Raw genomic sequence first — 17,642 nt, 5'->3', positions numbered from 1 at the left:
CCTTATCCTGTGCGGATACTTTCATTTCAGTCATGGCCCGCAGAGAAATCATTCTAAAAATGCGTGTTCGCCTTGCCGTAGAATACCGGGCTCCATCACCTGGGCATATACGCCGAAATTAAACTGCATAAGCTCGCCAATCGTCCTGGTGATCATAAGATCATCGGGCAAATCTGACTGCCGCATTCCCGTCATGACGCACCGTTCAGTCAGTCCGGTAATGTGCAGACGCAGCCCGCCGGCAAAGGAAAGAGTCTTACCCAGCCAGTCGTGCTCAATCACGCCAACGCCAGAGGTCGACAGTATAATATTAGGACGAAAACGTCGCTCGTCGATAAAAGACTCAGGCAGTAGTCCTCGCAACCAATTAAGCGCAGAAGTGGAAATCAGGTGTACAGGCCCCGCATCAAGGTGCGATACAGCCGCTTCTCGCACCAACTCTACCTCCTGATCCAATACTGAGGAAAGAGCCTGATTCAGATCGGGATGGTCGTTCGACATGACCCGGCCATCAGCTAGTCGCAACGACACCGAGCCGGCGTCCCAACTCGCGCTCATCGTCAAAAGCCCTTCCATTCTGGCGAAGCGTCTGGTGTTCTTGCCGCTGCCAAATTTACCTGCCGCATTGCGGACAGCGAATATGCGGTCGCCGACCACACCGCGTCCATCAAGCGCCAGAGCATCGAGTTTTTCTCCCAGAAGGGATTTAACCGGATAGCGCCACAAGGATGACGCAGTTCCAATTGACTGCATGCCAAGGTTCCTTATTTGAGAATGAGTCGGAATGTAAGACTGATGCGCTCCCCCACGCCCGGCATTTTGGGAATCGCATGCATCCAGCGGTCCTGTACGCCCTTGTCCATATACAGTAACGCGCCATGTTCAAGCATATAGGTTACAACATGCGCCTTATCCGCTTTACTTCGATAGGAAATGCGCCGCTCGGCGCCCAAAGAAATAATCGCCACGCCGGTTCCCGGCGCCAACTCTTCCGCCGAATCGGAGTGATACCCCATGGATGAGTCGCCGTCAGGGTAGTAGTTGAGCAAACAGTTATTGGGGCGAAAGCCGAGGGCCGTCTCAATATCACGGCATATCGACGCCAAGCTTTCCGGCATTTCCGTTTGTGGATAGGTCATGCCCGAATAATCATAGGAAACGCCATAACTGGCGGTTTTTCTCGCTTTAATGCGCTCATCCCAACACACGTTATTTTTCAGTTCGCCGAACAGCGCGTCTGGGTTCGCCACAAAGGCTGACTTTAAAATGAGATCGGGGGGCATCGGGTTACAGTCCTACCCATGTCTCGTCGCCGCGGTTAGCACTCCGGCGCCGACCAGCAGGGAGCCGCCCACACGGTTGAAACGTTGCAAGGCTTTAGGGTTGCGCAGCATGGAGCGTAACTTGCCGGCGAACAGCGCATACATAGCGGCGTTAAGTACGCCCAGCACCAGGAAAGTCGCGCCGAGTATGAAGAATTGCGGAACCAGTGCAGCCTCAGTGGAAACAAACTGCGGTACGAAAGCGATAAAAAAGATAATGCTTTTGGGGTTAAGCGCTGTGGTGATGAATGCGCTGATGAACTGGCTGCGTCCGCTCGCATCGGCGACCTGTCCGTCTTCAGCAGTCAGTGAGCTTGAAGCGCGAAACATTTTCACGCCCAAATAGGCCAGATACAGTGCGCCGACCCATTTCAAAATAGTAAACGTCAGGGCGGAAGCCGCCAGAATGGCGCCAAGCCCGAGAAAGGATAGCGTCATAGCGACCAGATCTCCCAACCCCACGCCCGCCGCCAAAGGCGTGACAGAGCCTTTCCCTGACGACAACGCCTGACTGACCACCAGCATGACGGAAGGTCCGGGGATCATCACCACGATCAAAGAGGCCGCCACAAACATCAAATAAGAATCCAGACTCATACGCCACCGCCATAACGCTGTAAATCAAATATCGCTGCAGGCAATGTACCCCGCTCACGCTCAAAGGGTCAATGCAGTAGAAAATAGCTGGGATAGAGAAGTATCTGGAGGCCATCGCCCCGCATAAAATGTGCGGCGGCGATGGCTGAGGTAAGTTTGATTTTGCGCGCTTGTCGACATCAAGGTCGCAAGCGCCTGCTTAGCGGAAATAGTCGTCTCGGTTAACGCCGTCGAAAGCAACCTGACTTAAGACAACATTGCTTGAAATAACCTCCGTGAGCCACAGGGACAGGGATCATTTCTCCCCAGCTTCTCATGCAGATCTTTGTCTCCATGAACGACTCTGTAGCCGCGCTTCACCTGCGTTTCAGATGGATAGCCTTTTCTGCGCTTACTGGTGACCTCGAAAGCACAGCATTTCTTCGTATTTGGTACGCATGACACACCTCCATTGATGTTTCCGTCATTGTTGTTCCTCCGCCTAACGGCGGGGAGGCGGCATCATAACATCAGAACCGTTAGCGACAAAGTAGCCACTAAAAAAGACGCAGACGGGTGGGACAGGTCAGCACAAGATAACGCTGTTGCTTACTACTTACTATTTAGATAGGGAAGAGAAGGTATTGAGAATATTAATGAGAGGTCGCAGGGCCTGCTGATCACAGAGCCCTGCTTAAAATGCGCTGTACTACAGAATTACAGACGACGATGGATACGCGCCGTTTCCTTGGTGCGCTGATCCAAACGCGCCATGATCTCGCGCATCTCTTTAGCCTCATCAGAAGCCTGGTTACGCTTTTGCGCTTCCAATTCCGCTTTCTCAGCCGCAATCGCTTCACGAATGCGTTTTTCCTTCGCAGCGGAGCCCGTACGGCCTTCAGACAGCTTGGGACGGCTGACTGGGGCAGCGTTTTCAGCTGCGCCAGACGCAGACTTGGCCGCTTTCGCCAGACCAGCGGCGCCAGCTTTCTTCGCCGCCTTTTGCCCCGCTTTGGTCCCACCGCGACGGCGGGCCTCGATACCGGCGATCAATGCGCGCATCTCTTCCGCCTCACGGGTGGAAGCGGTGTGACGCAGTGGTTTCGGTTCCGCTTTAGGGACAGTCTTGGGAGCTTCCGGCTTAACCACAGCCTCTTTCTTCTTCGGCGTATAGTCGGGATCGTCAGAGCCGTCCGACATTTCCTGTTTCAATGCTTCCAACTCTTTCATCAGGTCCATTGATGGTTTGGATTTGTTCTCTGGCCGAGTCAGTGTGACTTTGATTGCCCTGGCGCCCAGCGCTTCCATCGCTTCAGCCAACATTTCCCGAAGTTCTTTAGGGTTGTCAGAGTAGCCCCACTCTTCCATTTTGAAAGAGTCCGCGCCGCTGGACCGCAGAGTTTCAAAGAACTCTCCCATCGCGCCTTCGGATTCCTGGACTAACAAATGCCCCCAATGATCCTCCAATGACCTGCGGGTGCTGCCCGCAAAAACTTTCCCCGTAACTTGATCGGTAGCAGTAAAAACTATCACCAAAAACCTCAAATTCGTTGCCGCACACTCTTCGTTTTCCTGCTCGAAGACACACCTCCGAGAGGGCCGAACATTATAAAGAGATAACCGAAAATTATAAGGGCTGACAAACAGTCTCAAATGTGCATGGCGGGAAAAATTTTGTGAAATCAGACCTCGATTTCGGGCTCTCCCGCGCAGTCAAAGGTCATTTCAAAGGCGTCCGTGGTAACGACAATCTTTTGTTGCGCGCCTTTCTGCGCACTTAATACGCCAATGACAGTGGGCATGTAATCAGCATCGCCGACAGCGTCAAAATAATCTGTCTTGCACGTGGTGACGCCGGAAAAAATCGCTCTGCGGGTAACGATGCCGGATTCCGGCTCTGGCGTGAGATCCAGACACAATTTTGCGGTCAAAGGAGAATAATCGATTCTGACGACCCAAAATGGGTCCACGCCAATCAACTTCCTTTCAAGAAGATTCGTCATTTTCATGGTCAGTCCCACGCAACGGTTCAATAGTTGAACGAACCATCATATAGGAAAGACGCCCATTTAGACTGACGTTAGTTGATTAAAAATTGGTTAATTCCAGAAGGCAGGCAACGGATGTTTGCAGTATTTCAACCAACTCTGGGTCCATGTACTGATAGTCATCGGGAATATCAAGGACATGCACCTGCTTGTGCTGCAACAAACGGCCATAGTCGGCCATTAAGCGATGCTTATGCTTATCTTCCATGACCAAAATAACATCGGCCCAACGAAGATCCGCTGGGCCAATCGTTTTACGGGCCTTGGGACTGGTCCCCGCCGAGCGTACGCTCAGCTCTGGATGCCTGCGCCAAACCTGCTCTGCAGTAGGGCTGCGCCACTGGTTACGACTGCAAACAAATAGGATATTTCTCAAGAAGTATTTAAACCTGGTGAAACCGTGAACAGCTCTTTATTCAGCAGCTGATGAGTGATGCGCATAGCCTAACGCTTTTCTCCGCAGGCGACGCAGGACCCACTATTTAACCCGCCGCGCCTGCCAGAAATGATTGGCCCAGTAACCGTTATGTATATAGGCCAGTTCCACTCCGTTACTGGTCGATGCATGCAGGAAGCGGTTGTTTTCCACGTAAATGCCCACGTGCAGGCCTTTCCAGCCGCCGGGTTTGAAGAACACCAGATCGCCGGGTTGCAGTTCTTTGCGACTCACCTGACGCCCTTTTTGCGCCAGTCCCTTAGTGGTTCTGGGCAATTTGGCGTCGAAGCGCTCCTGAAAGGTGAGATACACCAGGCCTGAGCAGTCGACTCCGGACTTATCAAGGCCCCCATAGCGGTAGTCCACGCCGCGCCACTCGTCATACTGGTCATAAAGCGCGGCGGCGACAGGGCTGGATATCTGGTCGGGAGACGGCGTCGCCGCTGGCGGATGGTTAACCCGCACCGAGCTACACCCGGAGGCGAGCGCCATTAAGATGGTGATTAATATTAACCCCGGTATACGCATCGGCCGATCCTCTATACTTACGCTGACAGGCGAAACGTTAAACCGACTTACATTAACCCATGCTTAATGGCGTATTTCGTTAATTCCGCCGTGGAGCTAAGTCCCAGTTTCGCCTTGATATTCTGCCTGTGAGTTTCCACTGTACGCACGCTGATGGCAAGCTCTTCCGCGATCGCCTTGTTGCTCTTGCCCTCCGCCACTTTCTTCAACACCGACGCCTCCCGGTGAGTCAGACTGGCGGAAGACTCGCCGCGCAATTGCGGCTGCGAGAACAATGCCGCCGAGGCTCCGCTGCTGATGTAGGTGCCGCCTTCATAAACCGTGCGGATGGCGCGAATCATTTCATCCACAGACACATCTTTAAGAATATATCCCTTGGCGCCTTTGTGCAGAATCTGCGACACATACTCTTTATTGTTATGCATGCTGAGGATCAACACGCGGGTATCGGGGAAGTGCTGCGCCATATACTCAGTGGCGTCGATACCGTTCATACGCGGCATGCTCACGTCCATCATTACGACATCCGGCTGATGCTCCGCCACTGCGTCTATGGCCTGCTTACCGTCCGTGGCCTGCGCCACCACATCGATATCCGGCTCCTGTTCCAGCCGGGCGCGGATGCCTTCCAGCACCAGAATATGATCGTCAACCAATACCAGTCTTATCATTCTTGTCTCTTTATCCCATGAAGGTCACCTGAATGCAGGTCCCTTTGCCTTCTTCCGAATGTACACTGAAACTACCGCCAAGAAACTCCACTCGCTCGCGCATATTGCGAATGCCGATGCCTCTGCCATGTCCCAGGCGGCGCAATGAGAATCCGACTCCATCGTCCTTCACTTCCAGAAACAGCCCTTCAGCGTCCTGTTCCAGTCGTAGCGTCACCTGTTTGGCTGAAGCGTGTTTCTCCACGTTATACAACGCTTCCTGGGCGATGCGGTATAGAGTCGTGGCGATATCTTCATCCAGTCTGGTTTCCGACACTTGCAGATACACCGACACCTCAATGCCGGAGCGCTCTTCGAAATCTTCGCCCAGATGCTCCAACGCCGCCACCAGGCCTAAATCGTCTAAAATGCTGGGACGTAAGTCGTGGCTGATGCGACGGGCTTCCTGAATCGCCTGCTTCAAGGTTTCGCGCCCTTTCAGCAGTGGTTCACGCAAGGTTTGCTGGCCTTCCTGCAGCAGGCCAAGCACCGTCTCGATACGATATTTCACCGACACCAGCAGCTGATTGATGCCGTCATGCAGCTCCCGCGACACCCGGCGGCGCTCTTCCTCCTGTAACTGCACGGTTTTATGGCTGAGTTCCTTCAGGCTTTGATCCGCCAGCCGATGCTCATGCACATTGAACCAGATAGAAGCGACCAGCACGCCCATCACCGCCAGCAAGGCTATGATGACAAAGGTCAGCAGCGCATCCGCCACGTTCTCGTCCACGCCGTCTTTGATCAGCTCCATTTCCTGTTGAATGTCGTCCAGATACAGTCCCGTGCCGAACATCCAGTTCCAGGGCGGCAACGATTCCACATAGCTGATCTTGTCCACCGTCACCCGGGAGGTCGGTTTCTGCCAGAGATAATTGTGAAAGCCGCCGCCTTCCGTGGCGCGCGCCAGCAAGTTTCGAATTACGTAATTACTGTTGTTGTCCTGAATATTCAGCAGATCCATGCCCACCAGTCCGGGCTGGGTGGCGTGCACCAGATTCACGCCGCTGGGAGTATAGGCGAAGAAATAGCCGTCCTCGCTGAAGTGCATGCGTTGCATCAGTTCCTGGATGCTGCGTTGCGCCTCCTCGTCGGAATCCGCTTTCTCAACCAGATAACCGGCGGTGATGCGCATGATGCTGACATAACTCTTCAGCGCCGTTTCCTTAGAGCGCAACAAGTTATTCTCAAAGGTTTCCAGCTCACGCTGCGCCAGCTCATCCGCCAGATTCACCATCGCCAGCGCAAACGCGATGGAGATCAACAACAGCGGCGCTAACGCCAACAGAACAACTTTAGTGCGCAGCGTCATGACGCAAGCCTCCAGCAGATAAACAGGATCTGGCGGAGCGCCTCCCTGCGCGTCGCCTCAATCAGACCTCAAAGCCGAACCACCCCGGCGCGACCAGCAGTACTATCAGCACCAGCGCCTGCAGGATGATAAATGGCGTAACGCCCCGGTAGATGTCCATCGTGGTCACCTCTTTCGGAGCGACCCCTTTAAGATAGAACAAACTGAACCCGAACGGCGGCGTCAGGAAGCTGGTTTGCAGGTTCATGGCGATCAGCACCGCAAACCAGACCATACTGATGCCCAGCGATTCCGCCACCGGCGCCAGGATCGGCACAATAATAAAAGAGATCTCCACGAAATCGATGAAGAACCCCAACACCAGAATAACCAGCATAGTGAGGATCAGGAAGCCCCACTTTTCGCCGGGCAGCTGCGTCATCCAATGCTCCACCAGGGTGTCGCCCCCCGTGTAGGTGAAGGTCATTGAGAACGCGGTCGCGCCCAACAGGATCGCAAACACCATGGCGGTGACGGTGACGGTTTCGCGGCTGCACTCCCACACCATTTTCCAGGAAAACTGGCGATAACACACCGCCAGCAGCAACGCGCCGACGCCGCCCAGCGCGGAGGACTCCGTGGGCGTCGCCACGCCGGTGAAAATAGAGCCCAGCACCACCAGGATCAACGCCAATGGCGGCAGGATGGAGAACAGCGCAATTTTCACCTGCTGCGCGCGGTTATCGCCATTATCCGGCAGCGCCGGCGCCATTTTCGGATTCAGCCAGGCGACAATCAGAATGTAGGCGATATAAGCGCCGATCAGCACCACGCCCGGAACCACCGCCGCCTGAAACAGGTCGCCCACAGGGATGCCCATCACATCGCCAAGAATAATCAGAATGATGGAAGGCGGAATAATCTGCCCCAGAGTGCCGGAAGCGCAGATTGTTCCAGTGCTCAACCCTTTGTGATAGCCATACTTCAACATGACCGGCAGGGAAATCAGCCCCATGGCGACCACGCTGGCGCCGACGACGCCCGTGGAGGCCGCCAGCAAGGCGCCGACCAATACGGTGGAAATAGCGAGTCCGCCGCGCACGCCGCCAAACAGCCGGCCCATGGATTCCAGCAATTGCTCCGCCAGCCGGGTTTTCTGCAACACCAAGCCCATGAAAATAAACATGGGGATCGCCATCATCACGGTATTTTCCATGATGCTTTGAATGCGGTAAGGCATGAATGCGAACAGCTCGGGGCCCTGAGCGATCAAACCGAACACCAGCGCCACGCCGCCAAAAGTGAATGCGACGGGGAAGCCGAACATCAACATCAGCAACGCCACCGCGAACATAATAATGCCAATCACGCCAAGCCCTCCTTCGCATGAGACTCTGCGTACTTCTCTCCCAACAGCAGCACTCTCAGCGCCTGAGTGATCATGCCCAGGCCGGACAGTAAAATCAGCAGTGAGGACAGAGGAATCAATGACTTAATGATCCAGCGATAAGGTAAACCGCCGGGATCGCCGCTGCCTTCCATCAGATTGAAAGCATCCACGGTGAAGCCAAAACCGAAATACATCACCAGCAGAGAGAATGGCGTGACGAACGCAATCGCCCCCACCATATTGACGATGGCTTTCAGCCGGTCAGACCAGCCTTCGTACAGCACATCCACCCGCACATGACCGTCGGTACGCAGCGCATAAGGGACGCCCAGCAAGAAGACGGCGGCGAACAGATGCCACTCCAATTCCTGCATACCGATAGACACCTGATTAAACAGGTATCGCATCACCACGTCGTAAAACACGTTGACCAGCATCAGCAGGAAACAGCCCGCGGCGATAAGGCCGCAGATGTGAGACGCCCGTTCGAACAGGCGATCGAAGAACTTAATCCACTGCATATTCCACTCCAGCCCGGGCGCAGGACAGTCCCCCCAGCGCACTTCTTCAGCACGCAGCGCGCCCTCAAGCCCGCCTGCTGCAGGCCGACTTCCGCAAACGCCGGCGTGAAGAATCCGCCGGAGGCGCGCTCTGTCTGAGCGGCCCCGGGATTATCTGCGATTAGCCTTGGGGTTGGCTGTTGAGGTAGGCGAGATCGGAAATCTCAGTCCAGCGACGCGCTTTCAGCATGTAATCGTGCTGCGACTTGAGGATCTCCGCCGCCATGGGATCGGTAGTGGCCTTTTCCGCCAGCAGCTCATCGTTCGCTTTACGCATGGCGGCGATAACCTCTTTGGGGAAAGTGCGCAGTTTGACGTTGGGGAATTCCGTTTGAATGGTCGCCCAATTCACAGCGCTTTCATGAGTGGACTGGATATACATGTCGTAGGCGGCTGTGCGCATGGACACCCGCAAAATCTCCTGCAGATCCGCAGGCAGTTTCTCCCAGGATGCCTTATTGATCATGAACTGCAACTCGGTCGCAGGCTCATGCCAACCGGTGTAGTAATAAGGCGCGATTTTGTGGAAGCCCATACGCAAGTCCAGAGAGGGACCGACCCACTCCAGAGCGTCGATGGTGCCGCGCTCCAACGCGGTATATAGCTCGCCGGAAGGGATATTGGTGGGGCTCACGCCGATTTTGGCCAATACTTCGCCGGCGAATCCGGGAATACGCATTTTCAGACCCTGCAGGTCCTGCAATGAGTTGATTTCTTTCTGGAACCAACCGCCCATCTGGTTGCCGGTATTACCGCCTGGGAACGAAAGTATGTTGTGCCTGGCGTAGACTTTCTCCATCAAATCCATGCCCCCGCCGTAGTAAAACCAGGCGTATTGCTCCGGCGCAATCATGCCGAAAGGCATGGTGGTGAAGTAAAGCGTCTCAGGCACTTTGCCCTTCCAGTAATAGGAAGCGGAGTGGCCCATGTCATACTGGCCGGTCTTGACCATATCGAACACGCCGAAGGGCGCTTTATGCTTGTTGGCGGAATCAATGGTGATTTTCAGCCGTCCATTGGACATTTTCTCCGCCATCGCCGCCATATTACGGGGCGCGTCGCCGAATACCGGGAAGTTGGGCTGCCAGGTTTCCGCCATTCTCAGGGTGTAGACCTGTTCCGGCTTTTTGGCTTCTGGAGAGGCGGCCTGCGCACTGGCGGCCGGACTGGATTCGTTGCATCCGGAGATTCCGAAAGCCAACAAAACAGATACGGGAAGGATTCTCAGGAATCGCTTAAGAGTCATATTGTGTACCTTTCTTATATTTATTTTCGCGTAATAACCGCCATCGCCGTGGACGGCAACGGGCTCGCGTCGCACTCGTACCCGGGCGCTTCACAAAATGCTCTCTTTTTGACTGATCAAATTCTATCCGTATTAGCGCCGTTAGGCGGTGGGCGAATACGCCCGCATAACTACGGACTCAATCTAAGTAATAATACGTAGACAGTAGGGTGGCTTTATTGGGATAAGGCGCGCGCATGCTCTATCACCCAACGCCTCTGGGCGTCGGTATCCGGCACTTCTACACCGCGCTTCAAGCTGATTTCCGCGAAAGCCTGCTCTGGGCTCCAGCCATGACGCACCAGCAGTGAGGCGGCGATCGTGCCGGTGCGTCCGATGCCCGCGCGGCAGTGAATAACCAGATGCTCGCCCGCCAACACCGCGGGATAAATAGCGTCCAGCAGCGTGGCGACGTCCCGCACGGACCTGGGCAACCCGAAATCGGGAATGGGGAAATGGGTAAACGCCATGCCCAAGCGGCGACACAGCTCCGGCGCCTGCGTCAGTCCCAGCTCGCGAATTTCCTGAGTCTCCAGTAGAGACAGCATTCTGGTGACGCCGCTGCGGGCGATGCCCGCGAACTCCTCTTCCATCCACTCCCCGGCGACCGGTTTGGCCATGACGAAAAGCCGTCCGCTGCCGATAGGTTGGACGGGATAAATAGTGCTGACGAGCACGTTATGACTCCTTATCTTGCGAATACGCGAAAGGGGCTATTTTTACTCAGCCCCCACATACTCGTAAAACAATTCGCAGTAATCCACGTCTTTGTCCGCGCCGGCGCGCAGGCGCTGTTTCAGTTTCTGAGTCGTAGCGTGGTTGGCGGCGTAGTCTTTGAGTTCGCCCTGAAACTCGTAGTTCATCGCTTCCACCAGTTCGCAGAGCAACCGGTGATCGCAGTGGTCGATAAAACCCAGGGACTTGTCCAGGGCGCGCTTGAAATCCTTGGTCAGAAGGGAGCCCAGCGCGGAGGCTTTCAGCCATTTATCCGCCTGCGCATCATCCAGTATATGCTCGCTTAACTCGATGGTTTTAGGGTGATTGCGGATGGCGAGCTCGACAAGAGCGGAGTTGGCGCAGGAAGGTTTGGATTGATAATCTTGGACTAATTCTATCAGGGTATTTTCCTGAAGCGCCGTCCAATCCTGCTCATGGGGAAAAGTCTTCTGAATATCGTGGAAGTCGGTCATTCCTGCTTTCTCGCTGATTATTATTCCTTTCGCGCCCACTCCAACGCGCCTGCATCAGAGCGGACGACTTGTCACATCAGCAGCTTACCAGTCTCGCCACTCGCTGGCGATACCCTCCCCGTCGCCATAATTTTCCGGATCGATGCCAGCCGCTACCGCGATGGCGTCAAACAGATCGCACAGCTCTTCCCTTTCCGCCGTTTCGATCAAGTCCCCGCCCACTGTGTCGTTAAGGTAGTTAAGCGACTCCACGGCGACTTCAAACTGTTTGACCTTCACCTTTTCCGTCGCGCCTTCACCCAGCTCCAGCAGAGCTTGCAGCAGATTGTCCATAATCCGTCTGGCGGCGTCGTTATTCTCGTCCGTATATTGCTCCAACCCATCCTGGAAGCGCTCCGCCCAAAGATCGAAAGGATACTCTTTCTGGGTGCGTCGCAATCGCTGTTCATATGACAAATCAATGTCCTCCTGTCGACAGAGTGGGTGAACATGGCGAGTAAAGAGGGCGCTAGCTTAACCCTGAGCGTCTCGGCTCCCCTTCCTCACGCAGACGCAAATTGTAAACATCGAAACGACAGGAACTCGCTGCCCCCTTGACCCGCCCCGTTGCCAGCCTGTTCGTGACATTTTGACTCGTTTTTTCACTGATATACTGTAAAAAAGTCAAATAGCGTCATTTTTAAAAAGAGTGTAAAAAGACAAACGCTGGGAGCGCGCCGGAATTGAAATAGACCATGGCCGGACATATTTTAGATTGGTGAAAATTTGCCCAGCGCGAGGTTGTGCGGCGATGCTCTCCTAAACAAGCACTCGCCGCGGAGCGCCAGGCCTGACGATAATTGTTGATTTGGTTGCGAGCATACGGGTAGGTCCTATTGAGTACCGTCTTTTTACGTAGAGTGGCGTCTTGGTTACTGGTCAGCGCAGGACTATGGACAACCTCCTCTTCCGCCGACAGCGCCATCAATCTGGCCTGCAATTACTTTCCTCCTCAAAAAATCGACTCTCCCGAGAACACGGACCGGCCGGGTTATGATATCGAGCTGTTACAGGCCGCCTTTCAACAGGTCGGCATTGCGGTCACTTTTCGTTATTTTCCCTGGAATCGCGCACTGGAACTGGCCAAAACCGGAGCCTACGATGGTCTCTGCAGCTGCTCCTATCTACCGGAAAGAGAAAGCTTTCTATATTTTTCCGACGAACTTGGCGCGCTGGAGAAAGGCTTTTTCACGCTAAACGGACGCAAAATAAATAAAATCGGCGCCCTCAGTGATATGAAGCCCTACAAGCTGGCGGTTGTGCGCGGCTATAACCTGGAGACGGAGTTGGAAAAAGCGGGGCTGGAAAACATCGAAACCGTGGGGACAGACAAGTTGCTGCTCAATATGCTCATCTTTCAACGCGTAGACGCCATTTATTCCTTCGCCGACACGATTCAGTACGAGGCGCAACAGATGGAGAACCCTCCCGAGTTGAACTTCATCAACATGACCAGCGCGCCCTACTACACCTGCTTCAGCAAACGACACCCAATGAGTCTGGACACTATGCTGAAGTTCAACAAAGGGCTGCGCATGATTCGCGAGTCCGGCGAGTACAACCGCATTCGCCAGAAATATCTGGGCGCCGCCGCCCTGACGCCGCGCGACGGCATCGCTCCCTGAATACAGCGCAATGGGCGGCGATCCCCTCTATTCTTCCCCGTTAGTTGCAACATTGCCGCAATAATTCAGTGGGACACTCCCAGCTCCGATAACAACGAACTTCAACACTCAAATTCACTGTGGAGCATGTCTTATGGCGCCTTTTCCTCTAACGCGCGCGAGCGCGGTTTTGTGCGCGACGATCGCACTCGCCGCCTGCAGCGACAGCAATAACAGCAATGGCGACGACGATTCCGGGTTCAGCCTGAGCATTCTGCACATTAACGATCACCACTCTCATCTCGCCGCTTCCACGTTCAGTTACGACGTCAGCGCGCTGGGGCTGCAAACCAAGACCGACGGTGGAGCCGACATCGGTTCGGTGACTGTGTCCTACGGCGGTTTTCCCATGCTGACCAGCCTGGCCGACAGATTGGCGGACGAGAAGCGCAATGTCCTGAAACTGCACTCTGGCGACGCGGTCACCGGCACGTTGTATTTCACCTTGTTCGGCGGAGAAGCGGATGCGGAAATGATGAACCGCATTTGTTTTGACGCCTTCGCCCTGGGTAATCATGAGTTTGACAACGGCGACGCCGGGCTGGCTTCATTCCTGAACTATCTGGCGGCGGATGACTGCGCGACGGAGGTGCTGGCGGCCAACGTCGCCCCTGGCGACGCTTCGCCTATCGCCCAGGGTTACATCAAACCCTACGTGATTAAGGAAGTAGGCGGCCAGAAAATTGGACTCATCGGCATCGATATCGCCCAGAAGACACAAGAGTCCAGCCGCCCCGACGCCGGCACCACGCTACTCGACGAAACCGCCACGGCGCAGAAATACATTGATGAAATCAGCGCTCAGGGCGTCAACAAAATCATTCTGATGACCCACTACACCTATACCAACGATCAGACTCTGGCCGCGAACCTGACCGGGGTGGACGTCATTGTCGGCGGCGACTCCCACACCCTGATGGGCGGAGAAACATTCACCCAGCTGGGCTTCAACGTCGTCAGCGATTATCCGAAAAAAGCCACGGACAAAGCCGGAGACGCGGTTTGCATCGTACACGCCTGGGAATATGCGCATCTGCTGGGCGCTTTGGACGTCACATTCGATGACAACGGAAAAATCACCGCCTGTAGCGGTAACCCCTACATGCCCGTCGCCAAGACGTTTACCTACGCAGCCGCGGACAAAGTGACCAACCCCCTGCCCGCTGCTGACGCCGACCGGGTGACGCAGGCCCTGACCAGCCACAAGGAGATCCTGTCCACCACGCCCGACGCCATTTCAGAACGCCTGCTGGCGATTTATGACGATGAAGTGGATACCCTGAAGCAGACCGTGATCGGCACGGTATCTGAAAATCTGTGTTTGGTGCGCTGGCCCGGCGAATCGCGCTCCAGCCTGTGCGACGTCTCGGAGAACTATGTTAACGGCAGCGACATCTCCAATATTGTCGCCAAAGCCTTCCTGACCGTGACGCCCACCGCCGATATCGCTATCCAGAACGGCGGCGGCGTGCGAACGGACATCCCCATGGGCGATTTCACTGTGGCGGACGCCTATACTCTACTGCCCTTCTCCAACACCCTGGTGACGCTGCAAATGACCGGACGACAAATTGTCGACGTGCTGGAGGATGCGCTGTCCAATACCCTGGATAACAATGGTTCTTCCGGGTCTTATCCTTACGCCGCCGGCCTGCGTTTCAACGTAGACGCCTCACAGACCAAGGGCGCGCGCCTGTCCAATGTGGAGGTGAACTCACGGGTGGCGGGGGATTGGAACGCCATCGACCTGAACGCGACCTACACCGTGGTCACTAACGACTTCATCGCCTCCGGCCAGGACGGCTACACCACTTTCGCCACGCCTTATAACGCCGGGCTGTATGTGGATACGTTCACCGAGTATGCGCAGGGGTTCGTGGACTATGTGGACGCCCTCACCGAAGACGGCATGACCGTGGATAAACTGCCGATCGCCGAGTACAGCACTCAGCATTACATTGGCCGCGACGGCTGCAATCACAGCTTATCGGCGGATTGCGAGAACTATTAATCAGGCTAGCCGCCGCGCAGGCGCATCCATGCGCCTGATTACTAACATGCCAATATCATTGCCATGTTAATAATATAAATCAGTCGTAACGGCTCACCCGCCCGCGGGCGGATTTGACCTTGGCGCGCTTGGTCTTGCCTTCCAGACGTCGGGTTTGCGAGCCTTTGGTGGGCTTGGTGGCGATGCGCTTTTTGCGCGTCGCCATCGCCGCCACGATGACTTCCTTCAACCGCATTAATGCATCCTCGCGATTTTGCTCCTGGGTGCGATACTGCTGGGCTTTAATGACGATAACGCCGTCTTTGGTGATGCGTTGGTCGCTCAGCTCCAGCAGCCTTTCCTTGTATATCTCCGGCAACGACGACGCGTTGATATCGAAGCGCAGATGCACGGCGGAGGACACTTTGTTGACGTTCTGCCCCCCTGCGCCCTGGGCGCGGATGGCCTGCATATCAATTTCATGATCGGGGATGCTGACTTTGTTGGAAATCTCCAGCACGATGACTAAGCCTCCGGGTCCGTGTAGGTGGTGAGCCGGTTTTTCCATCCCGGCAGCCATTTTTCCTTTTCGATAGGGTTTGCGGCGTTATTCGCCCGCCGTTCCAGTACGAAGATCGCCGCCATGCGAAACGCCAGCAGAGGCGTGCGCCCCTGCTCAAAGCGATCCATCTCCTCCAGCACCTGCTTCAGGCCCCAGCCCTCGCCTTTGTAGCGCTCGGTTTCCAACAGACCATCGCCTTTGAAATTGACGTAATCAATCAGCGCATAGGCGCCGCCGCGAGTTTCGCTTAAACGCATTATCCGCAGACGAATGGTTTCATGACTGCCAGCGGGAGCGGATGCAATGATTGCCTCCAACGAAGCCGTCGCCCGCTGAAACATGAAAGCGGCCTGCTGCGCTTTAGTGCGCTCCAGGAAGCCACGTAGCTCCTCCACCTGCGGGCTGTTCTGAACGGCCAGAAACGCCTGTCGGGTTGGCCAGGGGGCGTCGAGCGGGTCCAGTTCCAATATCCAGGAGGGAGCGACCACGCCTTGCGTCAGCATGTATTGAAACAGCAGAGGAAAGCTTTCCTTGAACTTCTCCTCGACACCCGCGGGATACCAGATGAAATGACCAATTCCCAGGGATGGAAACGCCTCTCCCTGATTCCAGGTCACCAGACATTCGCGTTTACCCGCGCATTCATTTTGAAAAACTTTGCGCCCCACCCACTCCAGATCCGCATTGCTAAGACGCAATTGCGGACTGGATGTAGTCTCAGCGCAAGCGGAAAGGAGCACTGTCACGGCTAAAATCAGCGGTCGCAAATACCCGCCCAAAACTCTACTCAGCATAAAACGTACGATCAATAACCAGCCCTAAATACTCACTTTACTGATATGCGGCGGGAAATGGTATCAGGGAAAGGTTGAAGGCGCTTTGCATCAGCCTTTCAGCACTGGCTTAATCTCCTCAGTTTCAATAGCGGGCAGCACAAACGCCTTGATCGCCGGTGTTAACTTGTCTTCCCACACAGGCTCTTTAAGGATCGCCAGAACCTCATGGTCGATACGCCCCAGGCTATCGCCGTCCTCCAGCGGCTTGCCCCGCTCGCCGCGCAGGAACTTTTTCCAGTTATGCAGCCCCTTCTCACCAAGCTGGTCAGGACGATCGTTGGCGTATTCCATCGCAAACAACGCAACCATCATGGGATAGGCGAGAGGTCTGCGCTTATCGCTGAGACCAGGCGCTTCCTCCTCCGTCTGCAACCAGTCTTCCCGCAGACAGGCGCGCAACAGGTTATAACCGTTATACAACCGCTTTATTTGCCTGGGATTGCTTAGCTCGAAATGCTCCAGCCAGTAGTAAAACGCTTGTTTTTGCTGGGGAGACATGCCTTCCTCATTCGCACGAGCCGGGGAATCGGGCAGCAATTTATGGATCGCCATGTGGGGCGTTTCCTGTCGCTGGTCCGCCTGGGCGCCGCAAACACTTCCCAAATAGCGGGTCACGGCGGCGGCGTCCGGCTCACTGAGGGTAATGGGCGCATGCATGACTTTCGCCAGATAGTCCCGCGCAATCGCTTGCGGATTCTGCCATTTGTGTTGCGGCGCCAGCTTTTCGTAGTGCATCGCCAGCGCCGTCAGGGCGATTTGCTGATTGATGGCGATAATCACGGTGACGCGGGGAATATTCATCACCAGGCGCAGGGTCTCAAAGGTTTTGACGATGTTTTCATAACTGCAGCGATCCAAATCCTCCACAACCAGCAGAAAGCGGCTTTGCGGTCCTTTTTTCGGATTCAGCCGCAACTCGCAGAGCGATTGCAGATGATTGTGCATGACAGGAGCGGTTCCCAGATAATGGCCATAGGTGGGCAGGCGCAGATAAGTGTTAAGTTCCGGCGCCATGGGGCTCGCCCAAACCGTCTGGAAATACTTGTATGAGCCCGCCAGCAGCAATGCGGGAATATGCGCGGCGATTTTGCCGAGCCCTGAGGAAAACACGGAAGTGTCGTCCGTCCTGAGGCTGCTAGTACCGGCACGTACTGACATAAACTATTGATTTTTCGCTCGTCACGATCTCATTTATGCACGTACTAACTCCTTTGG

Annotated in this window: 21 protein-coding genes; 2 read left to right on the top strand and 19 right to left on the bottom strand. The window is 55.1% G+C overall.

Annotated elements, in window-relative coordinates; translation table 11 throughout:
- Positions 1-48: 48 nt before the first annotated feature.
- The 16 genes from HCH_RS01935 to HCH_RS01865 all read right to left on the bottom strand — a co-directional run bounded on the left by HCH_RS01935 (position 49) and on the right by HCH_RS01865 (position 11,792).
- Entirely contained in the window at positions 49-753 is a 705-nt protein-coding gene (locus HCH_RS01935) for an MOSC domain-containing protein (protein ID WP_011394413.1), read from the bottom strand.
- A gap of 11 nt (positions 754-764) precedes the next feature.
- The gene (locus HCH_RS01930; RefSeq protein WP_011394412.1) at positions 765-1,283 is read right to left on the bottom strand and encodes an alpha-ketoglutarate-dependent dioxygenase AlkB family protein; all 519 of its coding nucleotides are present in this window, start codon (positions 1,281-1,283) and stop codon (positions 765-767) included.
- A gap of 12 nt (positions 1,284-1,295) precedes the next feature.
- The gene (locus HCH_RS01925; RefSeq protein WP_011394411.1) at positions 1,296-1,919 is read right to left on the bottom strand and encodes a LysE family translocator; all 624 of its coding nucleotides are present in this window, start codon (positions 1,917-1,919) and stop codon (positions 1,296-1,298) included.
- A gap of 246 nt (positions 1,920-2,165) precedes the next feature.
- Positions 2,166-2,279, bottom strand: a complete 114-nt coding sequence (locus HCH_RS35140; RefSeq protein WP_206617993.1) for an SEC-C metal-binding domain-containing protein — start codon at positions 2,277-2,279, stop codon at positions 2,166-2,168.
- Positions 2,280-2,615: 336 nt separating this feature from the next.
- A complete protein-coding gene (locus HCH_RS01920) occupies positions 2,616-3,431 on the bottom strand; it encodes a hypothetical protein (RefSeq protein ID WP_011394410.1) in 816 nt (271 codons plus the stop codon).
- A gap of 149 nt (positions 3,432-3,580) precedes the next feature.
- Complete coding sequence (locus tag HCH_RS01915; protein WP_011394409.1) at positions 3,581-3,907, bottom strand: hypothetical protein; 327 nt, start codon at positions 3,905-3,907, stop codon at positions 3,581-3,583.
- A gap of 79 nt (positions 3,908-3,986) precedes the next feature.
- Positions 3,987-4,322, bottom strand: a complete 336-nt coding sequence (locus tag HCH_RS01910) for a low molecular weight protein tyrosine phosphatase family protein (protein WP_011394408.1) — start codon at positions 4,320-4,322, stop codon at positions 3,987-3,989.
- 102 nt (positions 4,323-4,424) lie between these two features.
- Positions 4,425-4,910 (bottom strand): C40 family peptidase, encoded by a 486-nt coding sequence (locus HCH_RS01905; protein WP_011394407.1) that lies wholly within the window; start codon positions 4,908-4,910, stop codon positions 4,425-4,427.
- A gap of 47 nt (positions 4,911-4,957) precedes the next feature.
- Positions 4,958-5,581, bottom strand: a complete 624-nt coding sequence (locus tag HCH_RS01900; protein ID WP_011394406.1) for a response regulator transcription factor — start codon at positions 5,579-5,581, stop codon at positions 4,958-4,960.
- 10 nt (positions 5,582-5,591) lie between these two features.
- Positions 5,592-6,932, bottom strand: coding sequence for a cache domain-containing protein (locus HCH_RS01895; protein ID WP_011394405.1), 1,341 nt, complete (start codon positions 6,930-6,932; stop codon positions 5,592-5,594).
- Between the two features lie 61 nt (positions 6,933-6,993).
- Positions 6,994-8,280 (bottom strand): TRAP transporter large permease, encoded by a 1,287-nt coding sequence (locus HCH_RS01890; RefSeq protein ID WP_011394404.1) that lies wholly within the window; start codon positions 8,278-8,280, stop codon positions 6,994-6,996.
- Positions 8,277-8,822 (bottom strand): TRAP transporter small permease subunit, encoded by a 546-nt coding sequence (locus HCH_RS01885; protein ID WP_011394403.1) that lies wholly within the window; start codon positions 8,820-8,822, stop codon positions 8,277-8,279. Before HCH_RS01885 ends, HCH_RS01890 begins: the two co-directional genes overlap by 4 nt.
- 160 nt (positions 8,823-8,982) lie before the next feature.
- Positions 8,983-10,107, bottom strand: coding sequence for a TRAP transporter substrate-binding protein (locus tag HCH_RS01880; protein ID WP_011394402.1), 1,125 nt, complete (start codon positions 10,105-10,107; stop codon positions 8,983-8,985).
- A gap of 215 nt (positions 10,108-10,322) precedes the next feature.
- Positions 10,323-10,823 carry a protein-tyrosine phosphatase family protein gene (locus tag HCH_RS01875; protein WP_011394401.1) on the bottom strand — a complete coding sequence of 167 codons (501 nt, stop codon included), beginning with the start codon at positions 10,821-10,823 and terminating at the stop codon, positions 10,323-10,325.
- A 42-nt stretch (positions 10,824-10,865) separates the two neighbouring features.
- The gene (locus HCH_RS01870) at positions 10,866-11,336 is read right to left on the bottom strand and encodes a hypothetical protein (RefSeq protein WP_011394400.1); all 471 of its coding nucleotides are present in this window, start codon (positions 11,334-11,336) and stop codon (positions 10,866-10,868) included.
- Between the two features lie 84 nt (positions 11,337-11,420).
- Complete coding sequence (locus tag HCH_RS01865; RefSeq protein ID WP_011394399.1) at positions 11,421-11,792, bottom strand: hypothetical protein; 372 nt, start codon at positions 11,790-11,792, stop codon at positions 11,421-11,423.
- A 419-nt stretch (positions 11,793-12,211) separates the two neighbouring features.
- Between HCH_RS01865 and HCH_RS01860 the strand changes: the two genes are divergently transcribed.
- Together HCH_RS01860 and HCH_RS01855 are read left to right on the top strand one after the other, a co-directional pair.
- Positions 12,212-13,000 carry a substrate-binding periplasmic protein gene (locus tag HCH_RS01860; RefSeq protein WP_011394398.1) on the top strand — a complete coding sequence of 263 codons (789 nt, stop codon included), beginning with the start codon at positions 12,212-12,214 and terminating at the stop codon, positions 12,998-13,000.
- Positions 13,001-13,133: 133 nt separating this feature from the next.
- A complete protein-coding gene (locus HCH_RS01855; protein WP_011394397.1) occupies positions 13,134-15,050 on the top strand; it encodes a 5'-nucleotidase C-terminal domain-containing protein in 1,917 nt (638 codons plus the stop codon).
- Between the two features lie 79 nt (positions 15,051-15,129).
- On the opposite strand, the gene arfB is transcribed toward HCH_RS01855, so the two are convergent.
- The 3 genes from arfB to HCH_RS32040 form a co-directional block, all read right to left on the bottom strand.
- Entirely contained in the window at positions 15,130-15,549 is a 420-nt protein-coding gene (arfB, locus tag HCH_RS01850; RefSeq protein ID WP_011394396.1) for an alternative ribosome rescue aminoacyl-tRNA hydrolase ArfB, read from the bottom strand.
- 5 nt (positions 15,550-15,554) lie between these two features.
- Entirely contained in the window at positions 15,555-16,337 is a 783-nt protein-coding gene (locus HCH_RS01845) for a hypothetical protein (protein ID WP_238384957.1), read from the bottom strand.
- A gap of 138 nt (positions 16,338-16,475) precedes the next feature.
- Positions 16,476-17,585 (bottom strand): P-loop NTPase fold protein, encoded by a 1,110-nt coding sequence (locus HCH_RS32040; protein WP_011394394.1) that lies wholly within the window; start codon positions 17,583-17,585, stop codon positions 16,476-16,478.
- Positions 17,586-17,642 lie beyond the last annotated feature (57 nt).

The sequence above is a fragment of the Hahella chejuensis KCTC 2396 genome (genome assembly GCF_000012985.1).
Taxonomy (GTDB): Bacteria; Pseudomonadota; Gammaproteobacteria; order Pseudomonadales; family Oleiphilaceae; genus Hahella; species Hahella chejuensis.
The sequence above is the reverse complement of the archived record's forward strand: the minus strand, read 5'-3'. Positions and strand labels throughout refer to the sequence as shown.